Source organism: Thermovibrio ruber, assembly GCF_055380895.1.
In genome coordinates this window covers 1,190,441-1,215,834 of sequence record NZ_AP042397.1, presented here as the reverse complement: position 1 = coordinate 1,215,834, position 25,394 = coordinate 1,190,441, and the positions used below count along the sequence as shown (strand labels likewise).

Sequence of the window (25,394 nt, the reverse complement as noted above, 5' to 3'; positions counted from 1 at the left end):
AAGAACCTCTGTGTTAGAATAGATGAGCCTAAACTCTCAGAGGAATAGGTTTATGCGAAACCTTAGCTTCTTAAAGCTGCCTCAAGCCGGTGCAGATACGGTAATAGTCTTTATACTGATTCTTGCCGTTCTAATTTTGGGCTTAATTCTAATTGGACTTCTCAGGAATTACTTAAGGTCAAAGAAACTGAAGGAGTATTTTTTCAAAGAGGCTTACGATAGAGGGCTATCTGAAAAGGAGGCTCAGATACTCTGGGAATACTCCATTAAGTTGGGAAGAGATCCGTTTTTAGCCCTTGAGTTTAAAGCTCCCTTTGAAAAAGTCGTTGACCTATACCTAAGAACCGACCCAAACGCCGACGAGAAACTAATTCAGGACATGCGTTCTAAGTTAGGGTTTGACTACGTTCCTTACTTTGTTCCTCTCGTCTCAACAAAAGACATAGAACTCTTCCAACCTGCAAAGCTCTACACCCCTACGAAGGAGAGTTTTGAAGTTGCACTCTTTGACAAAGACGAAAAGTTTATGCACTGGGCAGTTATTGATAAGAAGGGAATTCCAAACTTAGTCGGTCAGAAGGTAACTGTCTCCTTTATAAGGAAGGGAGACGGTATATACAAGTTTGAAAGTACTGTTAAAGAGATGATCAGGGAGAACGGGAAAACTATCCTCAAAATTCCCCAAACCTTTGAGCTAACGAGGTATCAGAGAAGAGAGTATACGAGAGTAGAGGTTGAAATTCCCGTTAAGGTCGGAGTCCAGATTGGAGAGGATGTTAAGTGGCTTAACGGGGAAATTGTTGACATATCTGAAGGTGGAGCCAAAGTGTGTATCTCTCTGAGCGACTACCAGACGGAGCTCCAGCCTATGACAAGTCTCACCCTCAGTTTTGTCCTTGCCGAGAAACAGTTTAACCTGAAAGCTACCGTTCTTAACATCTACCCCAGAAGGCACGCTACGTGTTACGGCGTGAAGTTTGAAAATATCAAACCGGAAGAACAGAAGTTCATACACGACTTTGTTAAGAAGGAACAGCAGAAGTTGGCACAGTTAATGGTGAAGAAGAGAGGATGAAAGGGCTTACGACGGTTTTAAGGGTAAAGAAGAGAGAGTTATCGGACGAGGAAAGGAGGCTGAAGGAGCTCCTCACAAAAAGGGAAGAGCTGAAACTGAGAGAGAGAGAAACTCAGGAGAGGCTAAACTCCCTTAAAAGTCTCAGCGTGAAAAACCCTTTTGAGCTCGGAATATGGAAGGAAACGGGGAGAGCTCTCTTAAAAGAGTTGGAAAGGCTCAGAGCTGAAATGGAACTCCTTCAAGAACAGTTAGAAAAGCAGAAGGAAAAAGTGGCCGTTAAGAGGGGAGAGGTTAAGGCTGTAGAGAAGTTTATTGAGAAACGGGTAAGGGAAAAAGAGAGGAGAGAAGAGCTCCTTTTAGAGAGGTTCATCCATGAGGTTCTGGGTAGCCGTTATACTGATTAGCCTTCTGTTCCCCAACGCTTTGGGACAGGAACAGGTAGAGAAAAAGGAGACACAAAAAGAGATAGAGAAACTCCTCTCCCTCAAGAAAAAAGTTGAATCACTAATAGAGAAGAACAGGGAGATCCTTAAAAAGATAGAGCAGGAGAGGGAAGCCCTAAAGAAAGAGAAAGAGGAGTTTGAGAAAGAGGTTCAAGAAGTCCAGTCTGAAAGGTATAAGAAACTCGCCCAGATGTTCTCTAAGATGGATCCAGAAATGGCAGGTCAGAAGATTTCGGCAATGACAGACCCTAAAGAGGCAGCTTACATCCTATACAACATGAAAAGCAGGGTAGCGGGAGAAGTACTGAACTACGTAGACCCGAAAATGGTTGACAAAATAGTCAAAATCCTTACAAACCTTAAGGAAGCTTCCCCTTCCGGCGGTAAATCTTAGCCAAAATACGGGCAACAGCCCTGTAGAGCTCCTCCGGTATGTAATCTCCTATGTCGCAGGTATCGTAGAGAGTTCTTGCAAGCTCTGGGTTTTCTTCTATTGGAACCCTATTTTCCAGAGCAATCTCTTTAATTCTAAGAGCTACAGAGTCTACCCCCTTGGCGACAACTTTTGGAGCGTGCATCTTACCCCTTTCATACTTTAGAGCAACGGCGTAGTGGGTAGGGTTTGTAATAACAACATCTGCCTTTGGAACTTCTGCCATCATCCTCTTCATAGCTATCTCCCTCTGACGGCGCCTTATGGCGGACTTAACGAGGGGATGTCCTTCTTGCTGCTTCCTCTCCTCCTTAACCTCCTGTTTACTCATCTTTAAGTTCTCCTCATACTCCCAGCGCCTAAAGAGGTAGTCAAGGCCAGCAATGGGAATAGAAAGGAGGCCGAAGGTAAAAAAGAGGAAAACAGAATCTCTGGAGAAAAGGTAACTCTCGTCTTTAAAAGGAATAAAAGAGAGTGAGCTGAATCCATAGAGTGTATGGACTAAAGCATAGTAACCCACAGCAACGGCAATTAAGAGCTTTAGAGAGCTCTTTATGGTCTCAAATAGAGTTTTAAAGGAAAAGACCCTCTGAATTCCTGTAATTGGATTAATGTTTGAAACTTTAGGAGTTAAAGGTTTTAGCGTGAAAACAAAACCGAACTGGACTACGTTTCCGAAAACGCCGACAAGAAGAAGAACTATAAAGACAGGAATAACCAAGAAAAAAAAGATATAAATGGAAGTTGTTATTAGATGAGAAATATCGAGGTAGGCAGACTGGGAGAAGACGTAGTAGACGTAATCCCTCAAATTTTTAAAGGAAAACGGCAGGTAAAAAATCAGAGTAAGGGAAACGGCAATGAGGGAAAGGGCTATGGGAACGTCCTGACTCTTTAAAACCTGTCCCTCTTCCCGGGCTTTCTGGCGCCGTCGCGGGGTCGCCTTTTCGGTTTTTGAAGGGTCTTTTGCCACCTATCCTCCTAAAATTTTAAAGACGGTTAAAAACTCTTCAATAAACCTCTCAACCAGTCCCCTTGTAAAGTATATAAGGGCTGAAAAACCTGCGGTAAGAAGGAAAAGACCTATAAAGAGCTGAACGGGAAGGCCTACTATAAAAACGTTTATTTGAGGAATTAACCTGTTTATCAGTGCAAGGGTAAGGTTGGTCAGGAAAAGGGCTAAAATGAACGGGAAGGCCATTTTAAACGAGAGGACGACGAGGAGAGCTCCCTCCTTCACAAAGAACTTGTATAAAGGCTCAGAGAGGGTAAAAGAGCCTACGGGAACAACTCTAAAGCTCTCAAAGAGAGCTCCGAGAAAAACCCTGTAAGCACCGGTAGAGAAGAAAACGGCGTAGAAGGTTAGAACGAAGAAGCGCCCTAGAACCGAGACCATACCGAACGTAGGGTCAAACATGTTGACGACTGTAAGTCCCATCATGTATGAGATAAGCTCGGCAGCGTAGATGACTATGCTGTAGAAGATAAAGGCAATAAGCGATAGAAAAACTCCTATCAAAGCCTCTTTCAAAACCAAAAGGGAGAGCTCCAAAAGTGAAAGCTGTGTAAGGTCAACTGATCCGTTAACGTAGGGAAGGATGAAGAAAGTGAGTGCAAGGACAAGGAGAACTTTCACGTTTGGCGGAATAAACGGCGTTGAGAAAAAAGGAAAAGAGATAAAAAGGGAAGCAATTCTTATTAGAACCAGTAAGAAAACACCGAAGTGGACTGAAAGGTAGTTAACAAGTTGGCTCATTTCACCATCTGAAGAAGATACTGAAAGTTCTCCTTCGTATACTCAACAAGTTTCATAAACATCCATCCGCCAAAGATAAATATGGAGACAAGGGCTGCCAGAATTTTGGGAATAAAGGTTAAAGTCATTTCGTGAATCTGGGTTGCAGCCTGAAAGATGCTGATGAGAACGCCTACAACAAAAGTGATTATGAGGACGGGAGTTCCTACAATGAGAGCTACCTCCAACATCTTCTGCCCTAAAAAGACAACTTGATCAACCGTCATCTGTAGCTCAGAATAATGGATTTAACGAGAAGTTCCCAGCCACCGGAAACAACAAAAAGTATCAGTTTAAATGGTAACGAAAGCATCATAGGTGGAATCATCATCATCCCCATAGACATGAGAATACTGGCAACCAACAGGTCTATAACGACAAAGGGAAGGTAAATGACGAAGACAAATTCAAAGGCGGTCTTTATCTCACTTACCATAAAAGCAGGAATCAGGGTTACCATTGAAACCTGCTGAGGAGAAGAAGGCTTCTCTCCCCTTATATCAAGGAAGAGCTTCAGGTCTTCTTTACGGGTGTTCCTCAACATAAACTCTTTTAGCGGAACGGTAGCCTTCTCAACGGCTGCAACGTCAGAGAGCTCCCCCTTCAGGTAGGGCTGAAGTGCAACCTCATCTACCTTTTTAAAGGTTGGAGCCATCGTAAAGAGGGTAAGGAAGAGTGAAAGGGCAATGATTACCTGATTCGGCGGCGTTTGAGGCGTTCCAAGGGCGTGGCGAAGAAGAGAGAGGATGATAACTATCCTTGTAAAGCTCGTAACTGTTATTAGAATTGAAGGGGCAAGGGCAAGAACAGTTATGAGAAAAAGGATTTTCAGGGTTATGTCAACATGCCCTAAGGAGTTTGCAATTTCAGAAGCCGTCTGTCCGTAAGAGTTAGTCGGCAGAAACACCGCTGGAAGTAGAAGTATCTGAACTCTCTTCATCTTTCCACTCTCTTAAAACCTTAACCTCTCCCCTACTCTGGCAGCAGAGGAACGTTGTATTTTTCACTCTAAACAGGATGAGGGAGCTCTCCCTATCTATAGGGCACCTGTCTAAGATCTCAATTTCTCTACTGCTGCCCTTCCTTAGGTTCAGGTTGAACCTTAAAACGAAAAAGTAAACGGCTAAAAGACCTAAAATGAGAAAAAGGGAATTAAGGAAAAATTTAAAGGCCTCGTCAGACAAGGTCTACCAACCTCAAGCCTATCTTGTCATTTATGATTATTATCTCACCTATTCCAAAATCCTGGTCGTTCAGCTTTACGTCAAGGTAGTCCTCTAACTTCTTGTCAAAGACAATAAGGTCCCCTCCTTTGAGCTTTAGAACTTTTGAGAGGGGGAGCTCCTTATTTCCCAAAACGAGGGAAATTTTAAGCTTTATGTCGCTGAACCTCTCAATCTCCCTTAAACTATCCTGTCTGGATGATGAACTCTGTGAAGTAGACATTTTTTACTCCGCCCAGGGGAAGAATTGCGTTAACCCTTTTTGCTATCTCTTCCTTCAGAAACTCTATACCCTCAGGGGTTCTTATGTCGGAGCTCCTCTTTGTAAGAAGGAGAGTTGTTATTGCGTCCTTCATCTCAGGAAGCCTCTTTTGAGCCTCCTGTTGAACTTTCTGATCTTTAAGCTCTAAAACTATGGAAACCTTCAGATACCTCTCTATATCAGGATCTGCCAAGTTGACAACAAAGGTTCCCAAATCAAACATTACACCAACGTTTTCTGTAGCCTTTATCTCTTCTATTATCTTCTCGGCCTGCTTTTCCTTCGTTTCAGCCGCCTTCTTTTTATCAAGAACCAAGAACTTGTAAGCAGCTCCACCACCTGCAGCAGCAAGTAAAACAAGTAAGAGCAGGAAGATGAGCTTCTTCTTACCTCCGCCCTTCTCTTCCTGTTCCTGATTTACTTTTTCCTCTTCAGCCATCTACTACCTCTTGATGTTCATTGTCTCTTGGAGTATCTGGTCGTCGGTTGTAATAACCCTTGCGTTTGCCTGGTAGGAACGCTGGGCAGTTATGAGCTTTATAAACTCGTTGGCTATGTCAACGTTAGACATCTCAAGCATTCCACTTCTAATCTTTGAGATAACTCCACCGGGCATAATAACTGGAGTGTAGGTCTGAACGTTGGGAACGTAAAGCCAACTTCCTTTCCTAACAAGTATCTCTTTATCTTTAAAAGTAGCAATTGCAAGCCTTGCAATATCCCTTACCCTACCGTTTGTATAGGAAGCTTTAATAATCCCGTTCTCACTTACAGAAACGCTCATAAGGTCGCCCTTGCTGTTTCCGTCCTGCTCTGCGTAGAACATAAAATCGGATGCAAGCTGCTTAAGGCTAAGGATGTTAAAGGACAGAGTAATAGGAGCTGCTCCGTTGTTAAGATCAACAGGGGCTGTAGCTATCTTCTTCGGGTCAAGGGCGTTTGTTGACTCGTTGCTGTCGTAAGTTTCGTAGCCTGAAACCGTTATTGAATCACTGTTACCGTTGTTTGCAAGTTCAGATATGTAAACCTTGCCATTTGAGTAATCTATAGTTCCTCTAACATCTCCCGTCTCTTTATCTATCAACTGCCCCTTCCCGTTGTCTAACAGGGTTCTAGTAGAACTACCAACGGTGTATGTAATCTCTCCTACGCTTCCTGGAACGATTGGAGCGTTTGAAAGGGTGAAAGTTCCGTTATCACTGGTATCTTCCGAATCGTTTTCACTTCCGTGGGAAGAAACGGTTCCAAAACCCTTTATAGAAGGGTCATCAATCGTCCCGTCTGTTTTAAACTTTACCTTTAAGAAAGCATAATTATTACCATCTTTCGGTATCTCAACAGGTTTTCCATCAAGCATTGCGAAAACGAGCCAGTAAGCGTTTCCGCCTTCTTCCTTATGGATAAAGTAGTAGTCAAGGTTGTGGGAGTTCCCGAGGGAATCGTAAATGGTTACCGTGTTGATGTAGTTGTATGTATCAGAGTTCGCCGGGTTGAAAATAGACTCGTCAACGTCTGCTGTATTGGGGTTGTCAACGATGAACTTTGCACGGGAGTCAAGGTTGCTAGGATCTTTAAAGGCAACGTAGGTTGTCGCTTTCGGATCCATACTCATGAGAATGTTTATGTTGCTTATAGCACCTGCCACATTTCCGTTCTCGTCAAGCATCCAGCCCTGAACTTTCATTCCCAGCATGTTTATTATGTCGCCGTTGGCATCTAACCTGAACTGACCGTTTCTGGTGTAGTAAGTAGCCCCGGACTGGTCTTTAACCATAAAGAACCCTTCACCGTCTAAGGCCAAGTCAAGGGGGTTGTTAGTGTTCTTAAAGGTTCCCTGACCGAAGTCCTTAACCGTAGCACTGACGAAAGTTCCTCCACCTACTTCTTGATTGACGGGAGCTCCATTCTTAAAAGTTGTCAAACTTCTTGCAAGAAGGTCTTCAAAAACGGCGTTTTCGGCCTTGAAACCTACGGTATTAACGTTTGCAATGTTGTCTGAGATAACGGAGAGCCACCTCTTATCGGCAGAAAGACCTGTAAAGGCAGTGTAAAAGGACTGGAGCATCTCAACCTCCTATACCAATTACGTTTTCCAGCGGTATTTGATCAAAAGAAGTGGTTAGGTAAACCCCGTCTTCTTTCTTCCTTACTCCGTCAATCAGAGCGTAGCTTTCAAGGTCAACATCAATATTATTTCCATTACTGTCTTTAGCCAAAACGGAAACTGTGTAGTAGCCGTCTTGAAGTGAAGGGTTGTCTATCTCCACCGGGTAGCTGCCAGAAGAGAGGTCTGAGAAGTCCTTCCTATCAACCACATTTCCGTTGGAGTCTTTAATAACAACTTCTACGTAGGAAGCAGGCTCTTTCAGTTCAAAAGAGAGTTCTCCCTTTCCGTCTTTAACGTAGGTTTTATCCCCCCGGTAGAGAACCCTTCTTCCTATGAAAGAGGTTGCGTAGAAGAGCTCTGTAGATTTGAGGGAGCTTTTAAGCTCACCTACGCTGTTTTCAAATGAGTTTAAGACTTCCATCTCCCTAAGTTTTACAGAGTTGTTGATGAAGTCGGAGATGTTCTCGGCCTGAAGGGGATCCTGCCACTCTATCGTTGCAAGAAGAACTTTCAAAAACTGAGATTTTGTCATTTTAGAGTTATCGTAGTCTGGACCTACGACCTTTACTTGTGAGTCACTATTCAAGAAGATGCCGTCCACAGCCATATAGCTCTCCCTCCTTAAGTATAGAGTCTACCAAATTCCGGATTTGAGAGATGGACTCCTCTAAGGGAGCTCTCTCATCAATCCTCTGTCTTATAAAGTTTTCCACCTTCCTATGGGCGGAGATAGAAAGGTCAATCAGAGGAGAAGAACCCTCTTTGTAAAGGCCTAACTGGATAAGTTCCCTGTTCTCTCTGTAAATGCTCTCCAACTTAAAGATAACAGACTGATCCCTAAGAACTTCTTCAGGAAGTAACTGGGGAGTTAAACGGCTCACGCTCTTAAGAATGTCAACAGCAGGAAAGAGCCTCCTGTTTGCCATCTCCCTTGAAAGGACGATGTGGCCGTCTAAAAGACCAACAGAGGCATCTGCAACCGGGTCAAGGGCGATGTCATCACCCTCCACTAAAACGGTAAATATACCGGTTATGCTTCCACCCTTAGAGAAGTTTCCTGCCCTCTCTATGAGCCTTGCAAGTCCGGAAAAAACAGAAGGAGTGTAGCCCTTTGACGTAGGTGGTTCACCTACAGACAAACCTATCTCCCTCTGTGCCATTGCAAACCTTGTAAGGGAGTCAAGAAGCAGGAGAACATCTTTACCCTGAGAGGAGAAGTAGTCGGCAACTGCAAGGGCTGTATGGGCTGCCCGTATTTTTGCAAGTGGAGGCATGTCAGAAGTTGCAACAACAACTACAGAACGGGAAAGTCCCTCTTCGCCTAAACAGTCCTCCAAGAACTCCTTAACTTCCCTCCCCCTCTCCCCTATAAGGGCCACAACGTTAACGTCTGCAGAAGTGTAGCGGGCAATCATTCCTAAAAGGGTGCTTTTTCCAACACCTGCCCCTGCAAATATTCCCAACCTTTGGCCTTTCCCTACCGTTAATAGGGCGTTTATTACCCTAATTCCCAGGTCAAGGGGTTCCTTAATCCTCTTCCTCTCCAACGGGTTAACGGGAACAGGTTTAAGGGGAACAAAGTTTGTGGGAATAAACTCCTTTCCGTTGAGGACGTTTCCAAACGGGTCAACAACAGTCCCTAAAAGAGAGTCTCCGACTGGAAACTTGAGGCCTGAGAGCTTAGCTTCAACCTCTGAACCCAACGTAACGCCGCTGGGGTCGTCGTAGGCCATAAGCAGGGTTTTACCCTCCTTGAAACCGACAACCTCGGCCTCTAAAGAGCCGTTAACGGTGCAGAAGTCTCCAATACGAACTTTTGGAAGCTTTGCCTCTATAACGGTACCTTTAACTCCTAAAACTTTTCCCTTTACCCTATACTTAGGTAAGTTTCTTAACCTCTCTCTCAAGCTCTTCCCTCAGAAGGTTCAGCTTCTCTTTCAGCTTTGACTCAAGGGTAAACTCTTTAAAGGTTAAACGGAAGTCGCTCTCACCTAACTTATCATTTACTTTCACGTTTTTACCTGTAACGAGTTTTCCAAGCTCTTTTCCAACCTCAACGGAGAAGAGCTCCTCAGACGAAAAGGTAGACAGGAGCTCTTCCAAGCTCCTCTTAACAAACGGAGCGTTTTCAGGCGAGATGTAGAGGAACTCTAAGATTTCAACTATTGACTCAGATACTGATTTAAGGAACCCAGATATAACACCTCTTCCCTTTTCCTCAATTTGCGAGGTTAAAAGGTCAAGGTTCTTCTTTAGTTGGGAAAGTTTCTCTCGGTAGCTCTTCTCCATCTCTTCTAAGGAAGCTTTCATCTGAGCCTCAAGCTCTAAACGGGCTTTCTCAACTCCCTCTTGAAACCCTTTACTGTAAAATTCTTTCTTAGCCCTCTCAATCTCTCTCTTAAAGTGTTCCTGAACCTTGAGGAGTTCCTCCCTGTAAAAAGCCTCTATTTCTTCAAGACTTTTCTCTCTCTCTTCTACGCCACTGTCTTTAGATTCCGACTTCCTGTGAACCTCTAAAAATGGGGAAAAGTCTTCAAGGTCTATCATCTGAGCCCTTCCTCTTTAAGCCACTTGCTTATAATGTTCGTGAGGAGCTCCGGATAGTCTCTGGCAATCTCAACAACTTTCAGGTAGACGGGGTCCTGCTCCAATTTAATCTCCTCAAGTTCTTCCTCGTGTTTCTTCCTTGCCTCCATCTCGGCCATAATGGCCTCCGGAAGCTGAGTTTCAGGAGGAATCTCCTCTTTGGCTCTACCCTTCAAGAGCTTAAAGGCTAGAACCCCTACAAGGAGTATACCCAAAACGCCGCCGGCAATGGCGTAATAGAGCCACTTAGCTTCTTCTTTACCCTGCGGTTGACTCATAAGGAGTTTTGCCTCAAACGGAACGCTTGCAACCGTTACAACGTCTCCTCGCTTAGGGTCGTAACCTATTGCGCTCTTAACTATCTCCTCGTAAGTTCTTATCTCCTCAGGAGACCTCGGAACAAACTTATATTCATTAGTCCCGTCCTTCGTTTTTACTTTTTCATATTTTCCGTCAACTAAAACGCCTACAGTGATTCTCTTTATCTTGAAAACGGGAGTAAAGGACTCTTCAACAGTTTTTGATACGTCGTAGTTTTTTGTTACATCTTTCTTCTCTTTCTTAATCAGCTGCTGCTGTGAGCCCAAGTTAACTACAGGTGGAACGTTTGTGGTCGTTCCGGGAGCTCCCTGAGGCCTTTTCTTAACACCCGTCTCACTTTCCTGAACTTTTCTCTCACTTACAACGGCGGTCATGTCGGGGTCGTAGATCTCTTTTTTAGTCTGAACTTTACCGGTTTCAATCTCTACAGAAGCTCTTACAACAACTTTGCTGCCACCGAGAACCTGAGAGAGCATAGACTGAACTTTCCTCTCTATATCCCTCTCAAGCTCCTGTTTTATCTGGAGCTCTTTTCCCGCCCCCGTCCCATCTTCGTTTTCAGAAAGTAGGTCTGTCAAAACCCTTCCTCTATCGTCAACAACAGTAACGTTTTCGGGCTTCAAACCGGGAACTGCATGGGAAACTAAGAAAACGATAGCCTTTACCTGCTCGGGGGTTAAATCCCTACCCGGCCAGAGCTCTACAAGAACAGAGGCCTTAGGTTCTTCGGAAGGCCTTACAAATATGGACTCTTTTGGGAGGGCAATATTGACCTTTACGTCTTTTACCGCATCTATCCGCCCTATAGTTCTCTCAAGCTCTCCCTCTAAAGCCCTAAGGTATTCAACGTTTTGCTGAAACTGGGTTATTCCTAACTTGGTATTATCAAATATTTCAAAACCTACAACCTTACCGTGGGGAATGCCCTTTGCGGCAAGCTTAAGCCTTATATCGTAAACCTTATCTTTCGGGACGAGTATTATTGAACCGTCTCCTACAACTTTATAGGGAATGTGTTCTTGCTGGAGAACAGAGAGTATCTCTCCGGCATCGTCCGGGCTCAGGTGGGTATAGAGGACAGCGAAATCCTGAGAGGAATGCCTGTTAAGGGCAATAAACGTTAAAAAGGAGAGTAGCGTTAGAGCTCCCAAGATGAGAGCAATATTCTTAGGGTTTGCTTTCTCCCTTAAAAGGGCTTCTACTTTACCCTTTATCTCGTCAAACTTCAAGGATTCCTCTCTACGTTATACCTGCATTCTCATTATTTCTTGATAGCTCTCAAGGGCTTTGTTCCTTATTTCGGTTAAAAGGCGTAAAGACAGGTCTGCTTTCTCTATAGTGAACATAGCCTCTTCAATGTTCTTAACCTTTCCTTCAGAGAGAGATCTCTCCATCTCCCTGGCGGAAAGCTGCTGAGAGTTAACCTCTTTGAGAAAGTCCTCCAAAATACGGGAGAAAGAACTGCCGTTATTCTTCTCCTGAACTCCGTCTTTTATGGGAACAAGGCCACGAAAATTGGCGTTAAGCTCTACTTTCATATCCCCCCCTAAGCCCTTAGAATCTCAATAGCGTTAAGGATGCTGTTTTTATAAGTGTTAAAAGCCGTTAGGTTAGCCTCGTAGCTCCTCATTGCAGATATCATGTCAACCATCTCTTTTACGGGGTCAACATTCGGAAGCCTTACGTAACCGTTTTTACCGGCAAGGGGGTTTGAAGGGTCATACTTTAAGCGGAAAGGAGAAGGGTCTTCAGTAACCTTTTTCACCTTTACCCTGTAAACGGGAACATCTCCGGAGCTGTCTAAAACGGCTTCAAATATGGGAACTTTTCTTCTGTAGGGTTTTCCGTTTTCATCAACAGAGTTGGCGTTTGCAAGGTTACTTGAAGCTATGTCCATCCTTACCCGCTGGACTAACATTCCGGTAAGGGAAACCTCAAGGCCTTTAAATATCACCTCTACCTCCCCTGAATAACCAACTTCAATTTCCCTATCTCTTTCCTGAGAGCTTCATTTATCGTCCTTATCATCAGGTTGGACTCTGCAAGTTTCGCAAGTTCTTTGTCAAGGTTGACCTTGTTGTTGTCGTATCCTGAGTAGTCGGGAGAATTTACTACCTTAAACCTCGGAACAGGCACTTGAGGGTCTATGTGGCGGGGATCTGTCTTTTTAAGGGGGAGAGCTCCCTCAAGCTCCCTCTCAAAGACCAAGTCCTTCGGCTTGTAGTTGGGAGTATCTACGTTGGCAATGTTACCCTGTATTACCTCTGAACGGCGGAAGAAGTAAGAAGCTCCGAGCCCAAGCTCATTTAACGGTTTGAATAGTCCCAAGGTTCTCCTCCCCCAAAAGAGCATCTTCGTAAGCTGTTCTTGCAAGTAAGGAGAAACTGTCAACACAGCCCTTTATAGCTGTGTATCCCTTCTCTGCCACGTCAGGCTTACCTAACCTAACGGCCGAAATCGTTAAGTAGCTGTCAATGAAACAGTTTCTATAGCCGGCTTTATCAAGGTCTTCAGCCATTTGAAGGGCAACCCCGTAGTTCCCATACAGAAGAGCCGCCTGTAGGAGCTTGTCTAAAGCTACCCTTACTACAGGGTCTTTTCCATAACCCTTCAAAAGGCCGTCCCTGTTTTCCCTGTATACCTTGAATGCAGAGTCAACGTTCCCCGAGTTTACATAGCCAGCCAAAACTACTGCCATTAATTTTACCGTTTTTTTCCCGCTACACACCTCTGTAAGTTTCTCAGGTGGAGGCAGTCTACCTCCGGTAACAAGCTGAATCTCAGAGTAGAGGAGGTTGTAACGGCAGAAGTTCTTGTTCTTTACCTTCTGTAAAACTTTTAACGCTTCAGAGAAGTCCTTGTCGTCAAAGAGAGCCTCTGCCATAAGAAGCCTACTCTCGTCATCTTTCCACCGGTTGACCATGTATGAGAGGAGCTCCACCCTCAACCTTCTCTGATTGCAAACTTTAAGGTCTGAGGCAAACTTTAAGAGAACTTCCTTACCAAATATCTCCTGAAAGAACTGTGGATTTGACCTGTATAGCGCGCACCCCTTTTCCGGCGGAAGTTTAAGAAGGTAAGACTTCCAGAGATACCTTAAGAATTCCCTCTGCTCATACTTTACCTGCTGAGGAAAAACGAGAGAAACCTCCCAAAGGAGGCGGCGGAAGACGTTTGAGGGAGCTCCCATCTCAAAGATCAGATACCCCAGGTCGGCAAGGGCGTATACCCCTACGTAGGTCGTCCTGTAGTTAACCAGCAGGTTAGCTATGTAGTTTATCGGGTCTTTAAAAGCCTTATCGCCGGTAAGGAGAGCTCTATACTTTATCTCGGGATCTTTCATCATGGGAATGATCTTGAGCCTTGCAACGTAGCTCTCTGTAGATTTAGGGTAGTCGCGAATTACAGAGTAGTAGTAGATAAAGGCAAGTTTTTTGTTCCCCCTTTTAAGCTCCATATCCCCCAACCGAAGAATTGCCCTTCTAATAACAGAAGGGTCTTTTGCAAAGGAAGCTATCCTTCTAAAAACCTGTTCTGCAAGGGTTAAGTTCCCAGTCCTGTAGATATCCTCGGCAACCAATAGGTAATACTCGGGGTTGTCTATCAGGAATTCCTCAAACTCCTTGTAGAGCTTAAAAAAGTATGGAAGAGCCTCTCTATACTTACCCTGAGAAAACAGGATAAGCCCCTTTAAGAACTCTACTTCCTTCTCCTCCTGAGGGTTAAGCTTTGAGGTAGAAACCAGAATGAAGTATTCGTCGACAATGTCGTTTCTCCTGCTCCAAACGGCAGTTCTGACTATTCCTATCGTAGTGTCTATCTTCTGCTGGGGAGTTTTGGCGGCCAAAAACGCCACCCTGTAAACGGCAAGGGCTTGTTCATAGAAAGAGAGAGCTTCGTAGATCTTGGCTTTTGTGTAGTAGTAGTCCCACGGGAGCTGTTTATTACCGGCGGAGATAAAGTAGAGCTGAAGGTAGTTCAAAGCCTGCCAGAAAAACTTCTTATTTCCGGTTTTTCTACCTATGGCGTAGTAAGTTTTTGACAACATAAGAAGGCTTTCAGAGTAGTATTTAGAGCCGGGTTTTAAGAGTTTCAGGAAGTAGTCAAGGGCAGTTGAGTAAGAACCTATTTCAAACTGCTGAACGCCTCTTTTGTAGAGAGTTGCGTCTCTGTCTACCGTAAGAGCTCTCGCTTCAGAAAAGCTAAGAACAACCAGAAAGATAAAGAGAAGCCAAAGCCACCTCAAACCTTTAACTCCAGCTCACCAGAGGCTTTCTCGTGAAACAGCGTATAACGCCCCTTTTTCTGCTTCAGTGTAATTTTACCCGTAACAAAGCCCGAATCTTCAATAACGGCCGTAAGGTCTTTCAGAGTTGAAGGATCAAGGTGCCAATCGGCCAAAAGGTTTAAGTTCAGGTTCAGAACCTTTCCCCTTAATGTAGCCAACAGCTTTAAATTTTTATCAACATACGAAACCTGAAATCCTGTATCCTCTTTAAAAGGATGAAAACGGGAAGAGTGGTCTGAAGCTTCTAAAAAGCTGTGTTCCCCTTCGGCACTACCGTTGGAGATATCCGGCAGAAAAACAGTTGAAGAGCCTGTAAACGGAACGTCTGAATATGCGGTGTTCAATTTGGAATGGTGTTGGTGTTGAAACTGAGGGAAATTATCCGATAATAGAGATGGGGGGTTCCCGACAGCAGAAGAAAAAAGGTGGACAGGAAAGGGGGAGCTCCTGTCCACCTCCGCCCTCTTTGGAGCGGGGAACTTATCCGGGGAAAAGGATGCTGAGACACCCTTTATTATCTTGGATTTTTTATCAAACTTTGAAGAAAAATGGAAGAATTTACGGTTTAAACCGTACTCCTTTAAAGGAAGGAGTTGTAGAGAACTCCCTACTGTTAAGGTTTGAAAGTAAAAATCTGCTGAAGCTCTAAATCTCTCGCCTAAGTTTATAGGTGAATTGGAACTTAAAAAACTGACACTGGTCTTTTCAGTTAAGGTAGTTTCTCTATTAAAACCATTAGTTTTTTCAATCTCTTCCCTTAAGTTGTAATCAGAGTTAGAGGCCATTATTCTTTTTCCATTTGGGAAATTTTTCTTAGTATTAGCTGAACTTTCATCTTTTCTTAGGAACTCTACTTCATTAAATTCCCTATTTTCACTTAAATTATGCTCAGATTTCTCCCTTTTAGATGTCCTTAAGGAAGGATCTAAACCCTTGGAGAGGACTTGTTTAATATTTTTTAAAGATACCTTCCCTTTTGATACCCCACTCCCTTTAAGAACTGCTTTGACTATTACCCGCTTCCTTTCATCCTGATTAGAACTTTTCCCTTTCACACCGACGTTCTTAATATGTAAATGCACCGGAGCTACACCAAAAAAGAAACCCGTTTTGAGGGGAACTCCCCCATGAGCAACTTGCTCTTTATCCAACTTGAACAGCCGTTCACCTTCTTTTTTAATTGTTTTTAACTTAAACCCCTTCAAAGAGAGTTTCTTTAACGGTTTATATAAAAGTTCTCTTTCCACTTTAGGTATAGAAACAGATCCCCTCCTTTTCAAAACACCCCTCAGTTTAGACAATGGCTTTAAGGAACGGATCTCCTTTAAATCTAAAAAGGAAAAGGCGGAAATTTCTCCTTTTAATTGCTCCTCACTTCTATGAGCAGATTTTCCTATTATCTGCCCTTTTTCAATACTCGGATAAATCAAAAGAAAAGGGAAATGACCCCTTATCGGGTCTTTCAAACTCGGCAGGTGTATTTTACTTAAATGAAAAGTTTCATTATCTTTTCCCTTTAAAGACTTTAAAAGGACAGAATCAAAAACTCCGTCCCTCTTATTTTCCTTCGTCAATCCCAGTTTAACACCTTTTTTATCTCCCAACTTAGGGGCAAACAGCAGAAGATTAAGGATGTTCATCTCTCCCTCTAAAAGGTAACACTTCTTATTATAGCTGATGTTCAAGAGTTTTCTTTAATTTCTTTAAAGCACCCGTCTTTATCTGTGAAACTCTTGAGACAGAAACTCCCAGTATCTCTCCTATAGATTTAAGGTCAAGTTCCTCAACGAAAATAAGCTGAAGAACCAGCTGCTCCTTTTCTGAGAGTTGAGAAATGGCAGAGGCCAAAACCCTTTTTGCTTCGTCTTTCAGAACTAAATCTTCAGGGGCAGGAAGGTCTGATGTAAGCGTATCCTTTATAAAATACCTCTCTGAGTTCCCAAAGAGCCTCTCCTCAATGGAGATGAGGTTAGCTACTTCCTCCTTCAGTTCAGAAACTTCCCCATTCTTAAGCTTTTCCCTTACACTTCTGGGGAGGAAGTCAAGTTTTCTCAGGTAGTCTAAAATTTCCCCCCTTATCTTTGTGTAGGCATAGGTTGAAAACTTCGCTCTGTTGGAGTCATACTTGTCTATTGCCTTAATAAGACCTATAACCCCGGTATTTACCAGCTCATCAAACTCAACAATCCCTCTAGGAAGCCTTCTAAAGATTTTGTTGGCCACCTTCCTTACAAGAGGAAGATGCTCTATTACAAGGTCTTTTTTAGATTTTGTATACATCAAGCACCTTCCCTGAAGAACCTGATTAGTCTCTTTATAAAACTTTCACTTTCCCTACCTTCTAAAAGCGCCTCTCCCGTCTCCAACTGGGCTATTTTCTTGAGCTCTAATGAAAAAGGATCGGAAGGGTAGATGTGAACAAGGGGCTTACCTAACTTTAAAGCCTCCTTTAGCCGCGGAGAATAGGGAAGAACACCTGCAAGTTTTAACCGGAACCCCAAGAACTTCTCAACTGACGTTCTAAGCCTCTCAAAAGTTTCAAAACCTTCACTTTTTGAGGTGGCTGAGTTGATGATGACTTTAAAAGAAGAGTAGCCGTAAACCTTATAAACACTCTTTATAAAGGCATAGGCATCTGTAAGAGCTGTAGGTTCAGGCGTTGTTACAACATAGGTCTCTGAAGCCGCCCTTGAGAAGTTGACTGTAAAACGGGAGATGCCGGCAGAGTTGTCTAAAATGATAAAGTCGTAGCTGTCCATAACTCTATCAAGCTGAACCAGAAGGTTGGCAGCCTCGTATGACTCCAACTCTTCCAAAGAGTCTATACCGGAAAAGCCTAAAACCACGTCAAAGTTGTAAACCCTCTGGATGACCTCTTTAAGGGCGCTCCCCCTTAAAACCGCCTTTAGGTTTTTTGAAGGGTCTAAGTTCAGCAAAAGGTGAACGTTCCCTAAACCTATATCACAGTCAAGGAGAAGGACGCTCTTTTTAAAAACGTTGGCAAGGGTGTAGGCAAAAGAGGTTGAAACAGTTGTCTTTCCAACTCCTCCTTTGCCGCTGACAAAAGAAAGGACTTTACACCTACTACTTCTGTTCCTATCCCTTACAAGCTCTATTAGTTTCTCAGCCTGCCTTTCCATCAGCCTCCCAGTAACATATCTGCCACAACAGAAGGTGTAAGAAGCTTAATGTCTTCAGGGACTCTCTGGCCGGTGCTTACGTATGAAAGCGGAAGACCGGACTTAACGCCTACATTAACCATAACTCCCGGCCTTGAAGACTCGTCAACCTTTGTAAAGAGAAGGAAGTTTACGGGAAAGAAGCTCCTATACCTGTTTACAACTTCCATAGCTTCTTTTGTATCGTAGTTGCAGGAGACAAAAAGAACGTACTCTATTGAAGCACTTAAAACGGAAAGTGTAGCTTTTACCTCTCCCAACCTGAAGTAATCGTAATGGCTCCTACCTACCGTATCTATCAGTATAACGTCTAAATCCTTCAGGTTCTCTACTACCTCTTTCAGCTTCTTCTGGTCTGTGGCAACGTAGAAGGGAACGTTAAGAATTGAGGCGTAAATCCTTGCCTGTTGAGTTCCACCTACCTTAAAGGTATCTGTAGAGATAACTCCAACTTGAAGCTCCTGCTCTATAACGAACTTACTGGCAAGCTTAAACATGTTCGTCGTCTTCCCAACTCCGGTAGGCCCTATAAAGGCGAAAATCCTCTGTTTCCCCTTCTCAACTTTTAATTCACCTGTAAAGGAAAGCTTCTGACTAAACGCGTTAATAAGAGCTTCTTTAAATGTATTGGTATTAAGGTCAAGCTTCTCCGTCTCTATGTCTAAACCACAGGAAGTTTTAACCAAATCAACCGCTATCTCCGGCTCTACTCCCTTCTTAACCAGCAGATTGATGAGCTCAACGGCATCTCCCGTAAACTCGTCAAGCTGAGGAACTATGCAGGGAGTTCTATCCTCAAGGTGCTCAGGAACTGAAGGAACGGGAATAGGCTGCTGAACGGGAATCTTGGAAACGTTCTCTTTAAGGGTTTGGAGGAGCTCCTTAACCTCCCTCAGTTCTTCTTCAAGCCTCTCAACCTCTCTCTCTTTCTCCCGTTCTTCTTCTTTCTTTGTAACAAAAAGTTTGTAGCGCCTTTTCTTCAAGAAGGGAATAATCCCCGGAACCTTTTCAACCTCGTAGTAGAGTATCTCTACATCCCCTAACTCCTGTTTTGCCCTCTCTATAAGGGCGTCTAAATCCTCTCCCTCGTAAACTTTTATGCTCATTTCCCGTCAACCACCCCAACAATGTTTAGCTGAACTCCAGGCTCAACCTCTGCGTAAGAGAGAACTGCAACGTTGGGAAGATATGGTTCAAGTATCATTCTGACAAAACGCCTCACTGCAGGCGACGTTAGAACAGTTGGTATCAGCTGCTGCCCTAAAAAGTGGCCGATTCCCTCCGAAACGCTCTTAACGAGATTCTGAACGAAAACCGGATCTAACGGAGGCAGATAACCGTCGTTCTCCTTAACCTTTTTCATTATAAACTCCTCTGCCTCCGGAGAAAGGGAAAGAGCAGTTAAAACCCCATCTTTAGCGTATAGACTCGTGATGAGACGGGAAAGGGACTGCCTCGCAAACTCTGTAAGAACGTCCGGGTCTTGAGTCTTCTCGATGTTATCGGCAACAGACTCTATTATCGTAAGGAGGTCTTTAACGGGAATTCCCTCTTTGAGAAGGTTCTGAATAACTTTAGTCAGAATACCGTAAGAGACAGGTTCCGGAACCATATCTCTAACAACAGGGTATCGGGAAGCAAGCTTTGTAACCATCTCCTTAACATCTGCCCTACTGACGATCTCGTGGGCGTGTTTCTTGATAACTTCAGACAGGTGAGTAACAATAACGGTAGGGACGTCTACAACTGTGTAGCCCAAAAGTTTTGCTCTATCCTTCTCCGAGTCATCAACCCAGTAGGCAGTAAGGCCGAAAGCTGGTTCTTTTGTAGGTTTACCCTTTATCTCTCCCCTTACGCCCCCCGTATCAATTGCAAGGAACTTACCAGGTTCAACTTCTCCCCTTGCAACTTCTACATCTCTCAAGAGTATTCTGTATTCGTTAGGCTTAAGTTCAAGGTTATCCCTTATGTGAACAAGAGGAATTACTATTCCAAGTTCCTTAGCAAGCTGTTTCCTTAACTTCCTAATCTTCTCAACTATCTCTCCCTTTTGACTCTCGTCAACGTAGGGAATGAGAGAATACCCTATCTCAAGGGTTATGGGCTCAGGCTGAACTATCAGGTCTTCAGGCTTTTCTTCCTTACTCTTCTCTATAAGCTCCTTGGCCTTCTGCTGGGCTTCCTCAAACTCTTTAACCGTTTCATACTTGAAAACCATATAACCTACTACAGCAACAAGGCCTGCAAGGAGTGTAAAGGGAAGTGTAGGCATCCCAGGAACCATACCAATGATGAGTAGAATCAGTGAAGCCATAAAGAGGGGCTTGTGATACTTTGTCAGCTGTTTAAAGATTTCATGGCCGAGGTCGGTCTCTGCAGCAGCTCTGGTAACCATAAGTCCTGCAGCTGTTGAAGTGATGAGAGAGGGAATCTGGGAGACGAGGCCGTCTCCAACTGTAAGGATCGTAAAGGTTTTAAGTGCATCCGAGAAGTTCATGTGGTGCTGAACCATACCTATTATCAAGCCACCAATAATGTTTATGAGAGTTATTATGATTCCAGCTATCGCGTCCCCCCGGATAAACTTTGAAGCACCGTCCATAGCTCCATAGAAGTCGGCTTCTCGGGCTATCTCTTCCCTCCTCCTTTTTGCCTCTTCTTCGTTGATAAGGCCGGCGTTTAAGTCTGCGTCTATGCTCATCTGTTTACCCGGCATTGCGTCTAAAACGAAACGGGCAGCAACTTCTGAAATCCTCTCTGTTCCCTTCGTGACAACGATGTAGTTGATTACGACCAAAATGGTAAAAACGATAATTCCTACAACATAGTTACCACCTACAACAAACTGCCCAAAGGCCTTTATAACGCTACCGGCTGCATCTGGACCTTCGTTTCCGTGGAGAAGAATCCTTCTCGTTGTTGCTACGTTGAGAGAGAGACGGAGGAGAGTTGCAAGGAGGAGAAGGGACGGGAAGGAGGAGAGCTCCAACGGGTGCCTAACGTAAACCGTTGTCATCAAGATAACTAATGAAAACGTGATGCTGAAGGTGAGAAGAACGTCAAGGAGAAACGGAGGAATGGGAAGGATCATGCTGGCCAAAATGGCCAATAAGAGAAAAACAAATATCAGATCGGAATACTTATAAACCCGGGAGTAGTATAGAGTTAGCGAGTTTTTCATCAACCTCCCTCTCTCCCGTAAGCCTCTAAAACCCTGTTAAAGAATGGCTCAAGGTTCTTACCGAGTTCCTCGCCTATCTTTTGGGAGAGCTCCATATTGAAAAGGTCTCGGTAGAGCCTCGCCGAAAAGCTCCTCTTTGGAGAGAAAAGGCCGTCCGGCATAGACTTTTCAGCTTCCTTAAGGAACTGGTTTAAAAGGTAAACTTCAAACTGCTTAACCGCTTCCTTACCGCTCTTTATCTCTCCAATCTGAGAAAGATCCCAGTAAACTTCTGCTTTACCTACTCCATCTAACATACCCTACCCACCTACATAATTATCAGTTTTGCATGGAGCTTCCCTGCAGCCTTTATAGCCTGAATAATGGCTATGAGGTCGCCGGGAGAAACACCTAACTGGTTTAGAGCCTTTACAAGGTCTTTAAGTGAAGGTGAATTAACGGCAAATATTCTTCCGTGCTCCTCAACAACTTGTGTCTTAACGTTTTGAACGACCTTAGTTTGACCTCCAGAGAGGGGAGAAGGCTGAGAAACAACAGGAGTTTTCGCAACCGAGACGTAGATGTTCCCGTGGGAAACGTAAACGGGAGGGTCTATTTTAACGTCACCGCTCATTATTACAGTTCCGGTCTTTTCGTAGATAACAACGGTAGGTTCAGGGTTTGTATCTACCTTCAAGTTTAAAACTGAAGAGATAAACTGAACCTTATCAACTCCGGGAGGGTAGTTAACCTTTACGGTTGCCGAATCTACCGCTTTTGCAATTCTCATTTTAAAGTGGCTGTTTATCTTCTCAGCTATTTCGCTGGCAATAGAAAAGTTGGGGGAGTTAAGGGTAAGTGTTAAATCCTTAAGCTGCGAGAGCTCAAAGGGAAGAGGTCTCTCAACGATACCACCGTTTGGAACAATACCCGCAGTAGGGAAGTTCTTCTGGACTTTCCCTCCTCTGTTTGACTCGCTGTAACCCCCTCCGGTTGAAACAGGCCCTTGAGCAAAGGCGTATATCCTACCATCGGGACCCATAAGGGGAGTCCTTATAAGGACTCCGTTTGCTATGCTCTTAGCATCCCCCAAAGAGGCCACTTCAACGTCAAACGTCATTCCCGGCTTTGCAAAAGGAGGAAGTTTTGCCGTCACGATAACGGCAGCAGCGTTTTTCGTCTTTATGGCTTTGGGGTCTACAAAAATTCCCATCTTCCTCAGCATGTTGGCAATACTCTGAAGCGTAAAAACGCTTGTAGTCCCGTCTCCACTTCCGTTTAGGCCAACAACAATTCCGTAACCGGTAAGGTAGTTAGGCCTTACCCCTTCAACGTTAACCAAAGTTCCTACTTTCACTTCTGCCCCTAACGAAACCTGAGCAAAGAGAAAAAACAGGAGCAGAAACCTTAAAACAGCCATGTTAACCCCTAAAACGGCCAGATTTTCTCAAGAAGCCTTGCCAACCAGCCGGGCCTTTGGGAGTCGTTAAAGTATCCCTTTCCGTTGTACTCAACATACATATCGGCAACTTTAGAAGAGGGAACTGTGTTGTCAGGCCCTATGTCACTGGGGCGGACGATTCCCGATATTCTCAAGACCTGAACGTCGTCGTTTATCTTTATGGTCTTCTCTCCAACAACAAACAGGTCTCCGTTTGGGTAGATCTTTACGACCCTTGTAGATATTGTGGCTATGAGTTTAGCGTTCCTGCTTGTAGAGCTCTTCCCGCTGAAACTGGTAGACGGAGAGGTAGAGAAACCTAAAAGGGGGTCTTTACTTTTTCCGGGAAACGGCTTTCCAAAAACTTTAGGTTTGTTCAGGTTTATGTTGTAGGAGCTCTTCTTACCGGAAGAAGTCTTTGCAGAGCCTACACCGGAAAGGGTTTCGTAAACGGCAATGGTAACAACATCTCCAACGCTGTGGGCTTTGGGGTCGGAGAAGAGGTTACCGCCTCCGTTGAAAAGTGAACCGGGAGACACTATTCGTTCCTGAGGTATAGGTTTAGGCTCCTTCGGAAAGGCAACGACCTCCCTCTTCTCCTCACCACAGGAAGAAAGGAAAACTAACGGGATACAAATTCCACCAATCCATTTCCAGTAACTCTGCATAACAAAACTTTTCCAGTAGATGGGTTTTTCACCTTTATTATATTCCCCACAACGCCATCCTGAAGGGCTATTCCGAGGAGTTCCACCTTTATAGCCCCACTTCTGTAAACTACTCTAACAGGCTGGTTCCTCCTTACGACAAAGTTTGGAATGATTCCGGTATTCGTTATAACGTCTCCAGGCAAAAAGTCTTTCCTTGCCGTAGCACCAACAATGGAGGAAAGGTTGCTAGTTCCCCCTCTGGCCCTGCTCTCAACAACGTCTTTAAGTGAGATCTTATCGGCAGTAATGACACTTCCACGGGGAATGGGTTTGACGGCAACAACCACTTTAATCTTCCTCTCAACCCTAACGGGAAGCCATAACTTCTTTACAGTCTTCCCGTTTACGGTTATCTCGTAGACAAAACGGGCAGAGTTCCTTCCCAAGTAGTCAAGTGAAAGGTGTTCTCTGTAATCGGTGTAGGGAAGTTTTACGTTTATACTTGGAAGCGAAATTACTTCGTACTGTGGGTAGTTCTTTTTAAAGAAGTCTTTTATAAGCTTTTTAATGTGGTCTCCATCAATAACCGAACAGACAGAAGATACTAAAACCCTCTCCGCCCCTTTTAATGCAATTTCCTTAACGGAGATACCGTTCTCTCTCAGGTAATCGGCTATTTCTCTTGCGACATCTTCCTTTGATATGCTCCTCTCCCTACAGGGCGGTGGAAAATCGGAGACTTTGATAGAGGAAAGGAGCTCCCTTTCAGCAGGCGTCCCCTTTATTTCCGCAATCTCACTTAAGGTCACTTCCCGACCGTAAACCTGAGAACGGACTTTAAGAAGAACTTCAGCTCCAAAAGAGAGTGAAGAAACCAGAAGGAAAAAGAGAAGCAAGAGGTTAACTCTTAAGGCTGGCAACAGTCCTGAGCATTTCATCAGCAGCAATTATCCCCTTGGAGTTTATCTCGTAAGCCCTCTGGGCAACTATCAGGTTAACCATCTCTTCAACGATGTTTACGTTTGAGGCCTCTAAGAAACCTTGAGTAAGCTTTCCAAAGCCGTCTGTGTTGGGGTCTCCTTCTATAGGCTCTCCAGAAGCATCCGTTTGAACCAACAGGTTCCCCCCTATTGCCTTTAAACCTGCCGGGTTCATAAACCTGTAAAGTTTAATCTGACCAACCTCTTCGGTTACCTGCTGTCCACCGGAGTTCCTTACAACGTAAACCTTTCCGTTAGGCGAGACAGAGATGCTTACAACGGTTTCTGGAGACGAGATCTGAATGTTGGGAGACAGCCTATAACCTTCTGGAGTAACGAAGTAACCCTGGTCGTCAAGCTGAAAGTTACCAGCTCTGGTGTAGGCCTCTCCGCCGCCAGGGAGCTCTATCTTAAAGAAACCATGTCCCTGAATGGCTATGTCTAAAGGCTTGTCTGTCTTTATTAAACTCCCCTGAGTAAATATCTTACTGACGTCAGAGAGCTTTACACCGAGGCCAATCTGAATTCCCGACGGAACTCTGTTCTCGTCGGAGCTCATAACTCCGGGATCTCTGATGTCTTGGTATATGAGGTCTTCAAAGTTAGCCCTTGATTTCTTAAAACCTACGGTATTAACGTTGGCTATGTTGTTTGAGATAACGTCTAAGTTGGTCTGCTGGGCTTCCATTCCCGTTGCAGACGTCCAGAGAGCTCTAAGCATATCTCCCTCCTTTAAACTTTCCCAATTTCGTTGCTTCTCATATTCATCTGGTCAAGGCCTCTTATGAGGTTCCCGTAAATCTCAAACCTTCTCTGGGCTTCTATAAGTTTTACCATCTCCTTCACGGGGTTAACGTTTGAATCCTCTAAGTAACCCTGAAGAACGGCAGCATCTGTAGCCATCGGTCGGCCGTTTCCAGCGTAGTAAGAGTTCCCTAAAGGTTTAACTGAAAGAAAGTCTACTACTTTTAGAACGGCCACTTTCTTATTGCCTTCGTAAACAACTCCGTCTTCAGTAATCGTTACATTTGACTCACTGCTCAGAACTATTTCCCTGTCTGAGATGTCTAAAACCGGGTTACCGTTTGCATCAACGAGTTTTCCGTCTGGGCCTATGAAAAAGTGACCGTTTCTGGTGTAAACCTCTCCAGCTTTCGTTTTTACTGCAAAAAAGCCTCTTCCTTTAAGGGCAACGTCCAACGGGTTTCCCGTCTTTTTGAGAGCTCCCTGCTTTAGAACAACATCTGTTTGCTTAAACCTAGGAAAGATGAGAAGGTTGTAGCTATCTCCCCTGTTTTTGGGAATGTGCTGAGAGAACTCCTCCATAAGAACCCTTTTAAAGCCAGGGGTGTTAACGTTGGCTATGTTGTTTGTAATAATGTCAAGTTGCTCTTTTGCCCTCTCTCCACCTGCAGAAAGAACGTAAAGGGGCTGAACCGTAAGCGCCATAA

Annotated in this window: 30 protein-coding genes; 3 read left to right on the top strand and 27 right to left on the bottom strand. The window is 44.2% G+C overall.

Annotated features, from left to right (window positions below; translation table 11 throughout):
* Nucleotides 1-52 precede the first annotated feature (52 nt).
* Genes ACZ424_RS06475 through ACZ424_RS06465 form a run of 3 tightly spaced genes read left to right on the top strand, consistent with a single transcriptional unit; the run spans nucleotide 53 to nucleotide 1,912 of the window.
* Nucleotides 53-1,075 (top strand): flagellar brake protein, encoded by a 1,023-nt coding sequence (locus ACZ424_RS06475; protein ID WP_464904168.1) that lies wholly within the window; start codon nucleotides 53-55, stop codon nucleotides 1,073-1,075.
* Nucleotides 1,072-1,479, top strand: a complete 408-nt coding sequence (locus ACZ424_RS06470; protein WP_464904167.1) for a hypothetical protein — start codon at nucleotides 1,072-1,074, stop codon at nucleotides 1,477-1,479. The genes ACZ424_RS06475 and ACZ424_RS06470 overlap by 4 nt, the downstream gene beginning before the upstream one ends.
* On the top strand, nucleotides 1,448-1,912 hold the full coding sequence (locus ACZ424_RS06465) for a MotE family protein (protein WP_464904166.1): 465 nt from the start codon (nucleotides 1,448-1,450) through the stop codon (nucleotides 1,910-1,912). The genes ACZ424_RS06470 and ACZ424_RS06465 overlap by 32 nt, the downstream gene beginning before the upstream one ends.
* Here the strand turns inward: ACZ424_RS06465 and flhB are convergent.
* The 27 genes from flhB to ACZ424_RS06330 are packed head-to-tail and all read right to left on the bottom strand — an operon-like array spanning nucleotide 1,878 to nucleotide 25,392.
* The gene (gene flhB, locus ACZ424_RS06460) at nucleotides 1,878-2,924 is read right to left on the bottom strand and encodes a flagellar biosynthesis protein FlhB (RefSeq protein WP_464904165.1); all 1,047 of its coding nucleotides are present in this window, start codon (nucleotides 2,922-2,924) and stop codon (nucleotides 1,878-1,880) included. The two genes, ACZ424_RS06465 and flhB, sit on opposite strands and share 35 nt — an antisense overlap.
* Nucleotides 2,925-3,707, bottom strand: coding sequence for a flagellar biosynthetic protein FliR (locus ACZ424_RS06455; RefSeq protein ID WP_464904164.1), 783 nt, complete (start codon nucleotides 3,705-3,707; stop codon nucleotides 2,925-2,927).
* Nucleotides 3,704-3,973 carry a flagellar biosynthesis protein FliQ gene (gene fliQ / locus ACZ424_RS06450; RefSeq protein ID WP_464904163.1) on the bottom strand — a complete coding sequence of 90 codons (270 nt, stop codon included), beginning with the start codon at nucleotides 3,971-3,973 and terminating at the stop codon, nucleotides 3,704-3,706. Before fliQ ends, ACZ424_RS06455 begins: the two co-directional genes overlap by 4 nt.
* On the bottom strand, nucleotides 3,970-4,686 hold the full coding sequence (gene fliP / locus ACZ424_RS06445; RefSeq protein WP_464904162.1) for a flagellar type III secretion system pore protein FliP: 717 nt from the start codon (nucleotides 4,684-4,686) through the stop codon (nucleotides 3,970-3,972). Before fliP ends, fliQ begins: the two co-directional genes overlap by 4 nt.
* Nucleotides 4,637-4,930, bottom strand: a complete 294-nt coding sequence (locus ACZ424_RS06440) for a flagellar biosynthetic protein FliO (RefSeq protein ID WP_464904161.1) — start codon at nucleotides 4,928-4,930, stop codon at nucleotides 4,637-4,639. Before ACZ424_RS06440 ends, fliP begins: the two co-directional genes overlap by 50 nt.
* Entirely contained in the window at nucleotides 4,923-5,192 is a 270-nt protein-coding gene (locus ACZ424_RS06435; protein ID WP_464904160.1) for a FliM/FliN family flagellar motor switch protein, read from the bottom strand. The genes ACZ424_RS06440 and ACZ424_RS06435 overlap by 8 nt, the downstream gene beginning before the upstream one ends.
* Nucleotides 5,155-5,670: a flagellar basal body-associated FliL family protein gene (locus tag ACZ424_RS06430; RefSeq protein WP_464904159.1), complete on the bottom strand. Its 516-nt coding sequence runs from the start codon at nucleotides 5,668-5,670 to the stop codon at nucleotides 5,155-5,157. The genes ACZ424_RS06435 and ACZ424_RS06430 overlap by 38 nt, the downstream gene beginning before the upstream one ends.
* Before the next feature lie 3 nt (nucleotides 5,671-5,673).
* Nucleotides 5,674-7,296 (bottom strand): flagellar hook protein FlgE, encoded by a 1,623-nt coding sequence (locus ACZ424_RS06425; protein WP_464904158.1) that lies wholly within the window; start codon nucleotides 7,294-7,296, stop codon nucleotides 5,674-5,676.
* Nucleotide 7,297: 1 nt separating this feature from the next.
* Entirely contained in the window at nucleotides 7,298-7,945 is a 648-nt protein-coding gene (locus tag ACZ424_RS06420) for a flagellar hook assembly protein FlgD (protein WP_464904157.1), read from the bottom strand.
* On the bottom strand, nucleotides 7,917-9,245 hold the full coding sequence (locus ACZ424_RS06415; RefSeq protein ID WP_464904156.1) for a FliI/YscN family ATPase: 1,329 nt from the start codon (nucleotides 9,243-9,245) through the stop codon (nucleotides 7,917-7,919). Before ACZ424_RS06415 ends, ACZ424_RS06420 begins: the two co-directional genes overlap by 29 nt.
* Nucleotides 9,217-9,885, bottom strand: coding sequence for a FliH/SctL family protein (locus ACZ424_RS06410; protein ID WP_464904155.1), 669 nt, complete (start codon nucleotides 9,883-9,885; stop codon nucleotides 9,217-9,219). The genes ACZ424_RS06415 and ACZ424_RS06410 overlap by 29 nt, the downstream gene beginning before the upstream one ends.
* Nucleotides 9,882-11,474, bottom strand: a complete 1,593-nt coding sequence (fliF, locus tag ACZ424_RS06405; protein ID WP_464904154.1) for a flagellar basal-body MS-ring/collar protein FliF — start codon at nucleotides 11,472-11,474, stop codon at nucleotides 9,882-9,884. Before fliF ends, ACZ424_RS06410 begins: the two co-directional genes overlap by 4 nt.
* 15 nt (nucleotides 11,475-11,489) lie before the next feature.
* Nucleotides 11,490-11,783: a flagellar hook-basal body complex protein FliE gene (gene fliE / locus ACZ424_RS06400; RefSeq protein ID WP_464904153.1), complete on the bottom strand. Its 294-nt coding sequence runs from the start codon at nucleotides 11,781-11,783 to the stop codon at nucleotides 11,490-11,492.
* Nucleotides 11,784-11,791: 8 nt separating this feature from the next.
* On the bottom strand, nucleotides 11,792-12,199 hold the full coding sequence (gene flgC / locus ACZ424_RS06395) for a flagellar basal body rod protein FlgC (RefSeq protein ID WP_464904152.1): 408 nt from the start codon (nucleotides 12,197-12,199) through the stop codon (nucleotides 11,792-11,794).
* A 2-nt stretch (nucleotides 12,200-12,201) separates the two neighbouring features.
* A complete protein-coding gene (gene flgB / locus ACZ424_RS06390; protein ID WP_464904151.1) occupies nucleotides 12,202-12,573 on the bottom strand; it encodes a flagellar basal body rod protein FlgB in 372 nt (123 codons plus the stop codon).
* Nucleotides 12,548-14,491, bottom strand: coding sequence for a tetratricopeptide repeat protein (locus tag ACZ424_RS06385; protein WP_464904150.1), 1,944 nt, complete (start codon nucleotides 14,489-14,491; stop codon nucleotides 12,548-12,550). The genes flgB and ACZ424_RS06385 overlap by 26 nt, the downstream gene beginning before the upstream one ends.
* Complete coding sequence (locus ACZ424_RS06380; RefSeq protein ID WP_464904149.1) at nucleotides 14,488-16,173, bottom strand: hypothetical protein; 1,686 nt, start codon at nucleotides 16,171-16,173, stop codon at nucleotides 14,488-14,490. Before ACZ424_RS06380 ends, ACZ424_RS06385 begins: the two co-directional genes overlap by 4 nt.
* Nucleotides 16,174-16,201: 28 nt before the next feature.
* The gene (locus tag ACZ424_RS06375; RefSeq protein WP_464904148.1) at nucleotides 16,202-16,813 is read right to left on the bottom strand and encodes a sigma-70 family RNA polymerase sigma factor; all 612 of its coding nucleotides are present in this window, start codon (nucleotides 16,811-16,813) and stop codon (nucleotides 16,202-16,204) included.
* Nucleotides 16,813-17,673, bottom strand: coding sequence for an AAA family ATPase (locus ACZ424_RS06370; protein ID WP_464904147.1), 861 nt, complete (start codon nucleotides 17,671-17,673; stop codon nucleotides 16,813-16,815). Before ACZ424_RS06370 ends, ACZ424_RS06375 begins: the two co-directional genes overlap by 1 nt.
* Nucleotides 17,673-18,818, bottom strand: a complete 1,146-nt coding sequence (locus ACZ424_RS06365; protein ID WP_464904146.1) for a flagellar biosynthesis protein FlhF — start codon at nucleotides 18,816-18,818, stop codon at nucleotides 17,673-17,675. Before ACZ424_RS06365 ends, ACZ424_RS06370 begins: the two co-directional genes overlap by 1 nt.
* The gene (gene flhA / locus ACZ424_RS06360; RefSeq protein WP_464904145.1) at nucleotides 18,815-20,893 is read right to left on the bottom strand and encodes a flagellar biosynthesis protein FlhA; all 2,079 of its coding nucleotides are present in this window, start codon (nucleotides 20,891-20,893) and stop codon (nucleotides 18,815-18,817) included. The genes ACZ424_RS06365 and flhA overlap by 4 nt, the downstream gene beginning before the upstream one ends.
* Nucleotides 20,893-21,189 (bottom strand): flagellar biosynthesis protein FlgJ, encoded by a 297-nt coding sequence (locus ACZ424_RS06355; protein ID WP_464904144.1) that lies wholly within the window; start codon nucleotides 21,187-21,189, stop codon nucleotides 20,893-20,895. The genes flhA and ACZ424_RS06355 overlap by 1 nt, the downstream gene beginning before the upstream one ends.
* An 11-nt stretch (nucleotides 21,190-21,200) precedes the next feature.
* Complete coding sequence (locus ACZ424_RS06350) at nucleotides 21,201-22,292, bottom strand: flagellar basal body P-ring protein FlgI (RefSeq protein WP_464904143.1); 1,092 nt, start codon at nucleotides 22,290-22,292, stop codon at nucleotides 21,201-21,203.
* 8 nt (nucleotides 22,293-22,300) lie between these two features.
* On the bottom strand, nucleotides 22,301-22,981 hold the full coding sequence (locus tag ACZ424_RS06345) for a flagellar basal body L-ring protein FlgH (RefSeq protein WP_464904142.1): 681 nt from the start codon (nucleotides 22,979-22,981) through the stop codon (nucleotides 22,301-22,303).
* Nucleotides 22,936-23,859: a flagellar basal body P-ring formation chaperone FlgA gene (gene flgA / locus ACZ424_RS06340; protein WP_464904141.1), complete on the bottom strand. Its 924-nt coding sequence runs from the start codon at nucleotides 23,857-23,859 to the stop codon at nucleotides 22,936-22,938. The genes ACZ424_RS06345 and flgA overlap by 46 nt, the downstream gene beginning before the upstream one ends.
* A 4-nt stretch (nucleotides 23,860-23,863) precedes the next feature.
* Complete coding sequence (gene flgG / locus ACZ424_RS06335) at nucleotides 23,864-24,664, bottom strand: flagellar basal-body rod protein FlgG (RefSeq protein ID WP_464904140.1); 801 nt, start codon at nucleotides 24,662-24,664, stop codon at nucleotides 23,864-23,866.
* A gap of 11 nt (nucleotides 24,665-24,675) precedes the next feature.
* Entirely contained in the window at nucleotides 24,676-25,392 is a 717-nt protein-coding gene (locus ACZ424_RS06330; RefSeq protein ID WP_464904139.1) for a flagellar hook-basal body protein, read from the bottom strand.
* Nucleotides 25,393-25,394 lie beyond the last annotated feature (2 nt).

Excerpts from the sequence above, each read along its gene's own strand:
- ACZ424_RS06475 (WP_464904168.1), top strand. The coding sequence starts at position 53 with ATGCGAAACCTTAGCTTCTTAAAGCTGCCTCAAGCCGGTGCAGATACG.
- ACZ424_RS06470 (WP_464904167.1), top strand. The coding sequence starts at position 1,072 with ATGAAAGGGCTTACGACGGTTTTAAGGGTAAAGAAGAGAGAGTTATCG.
- ACZ424_RS06465 (WP_464904166.1), top strand. The coding sequence starts at position 1,448 with ATGAGGTTCTGGGTAGCCGTTATACTGATTAGCCTTCTGTTCCCCAAC.
- ACZ424_RS06455 (WP_464904164.1), bottom strand. The coding sequence starts at position 3,707 with ATGAGCCAACTTGTTAACTACCTTTCAGTCCACTTCGGTGTTTTCTTA.
- fliQ (WP_464904163.1), bottom strand. The coding sequence starts at position 3,973 with ATGACGGTTGATCAAGTTGTCTTTTTAGGGCAGAAGATGTTGGAGGTA.
- fliP (WP_464904162.1), bottom strand. The coding sequence starts at position 4,686 with ATGAAGAGAGTTCAGATACTTCTACTTCCAGCGGTGTTTCTGCCGACT.
- ACZ424_RS06435 (WP_464904160.1), bottom strand. The coding sequence starts at position 5,192 with ATGTCTACTTCACAGAGTTCATCATCCAGACAGGATAGTTTAAGGGAG.
- ACZ424_RS06430 (WP_464904159.1), bottom strand. The coding sequence starts at position 5,670 with ATGGCTGAAGAGGAAAAAGTAAATCAGGAACAGGAAGAGAAGGGCGGA.
- ACZ424_RS06425 (WP_464904158.1), bottom strand. The coding sequence starts at position 7,296 with ATGCTCCAGTCCTTTTACACTGCCTTTACAGGTCTTTCTGCCGATAAG.
- ACZ424_RS06420 (WP_464904157.1), bottom strand. The coding sequence starts at position 7,945 with ATGGCTGTGGACGGCATCTTCTTGAATAGTGACTCACAAGTAAAGGTC.
- ACZ424_RS06410 (WP_464904155.1), bottom strand. The coding sequence starts at position 9,885 with ATGATAGACCTTGAAGACTTTTCCCCATTTTTAGAGGTTCACAGGAAG.
- fliE (WP_464904153.1), bottom strand. The coding sequence starts at position 11,783 with ATGAAAGTAGAGCTTAACGCCAATTTTCGTGGCCTTGTTCCCATAAAA.
- ACZ424_RS06380 (WP_464904149.1), bottom strand. The coding sequence starts at position 16,173 with ATGAACATCCTTAATCTTCTGCTGTTTGCCCCTAAGTTGGGAGATAAA.
- ACZ424_RS06375 (WP_464904148.1), bottom strand. The coding sequence starts at position 16,813 with ATGTATACAAAATCTAAAAAAGACCTTGTAATAGAGCATCTTCCTCTT.
- ACZ424_RS06370 (WP_464904147.1), bottom strand. The coding sequence starts at position 17,673 with ATGGAAAGGCAGGCTGAGAAACTAATAGAGCTTGTAAGGGATAGGAAC.
- ACZ424_RS06365 (WP_464904146.1), bottom strand. The coding sequence starts at position 18,818 with ATGAGCATAAAAGTTTACGAGGGAGAGGATTTAGACGCCCTTATAGAG.
- flhA (WP_464904145.1), bottom strand. The coding sequence starts at position 20,893 with ATGAAAAACTCGCTAACTCTATACTACTCCCGGGTTTATAAGTATTCC.
- ACZ424_RS06355 (WP_464904144.1), bottom strand. The coding sequence starts at position 21,189 with ATGTTAGATGGAGTAGGTAAAGCAGAAGTTTACTGGGATCTTTCTCAG.
- ACZ424_RS06350 (WP_464904143.1), bottom strand. The coding sequence starts at position 22,292 with ATGGCTGTTTTAAGGTTTCTGCTCCTGTTTTTTCTCTTTGCTCAGGTT.
- ACZ424_RS06345 (WP_464904142.1), bottom strand. The coding sequence starts at position 22,981 with ATGCAGAGTTACTGGAAATGGATTGGTGGAATTTGTATCCCGTTAGTT.
- flgG (WP_464904140.1), bottom strand. The coding sequence starts at position 24,664 with ATGCTTAGAGCTCTCTGGACGTCTGCAACGGGAATGGAAGCCCAGCAG.
- ACZ424_RS06330 (WP_464904139.1), bottom strand. The coding sequence starts at position 25,392 with ATGGCGCTTACGGTTCAGCCCCTTTACGTTCTTTCTGCAGGTGGAGAG.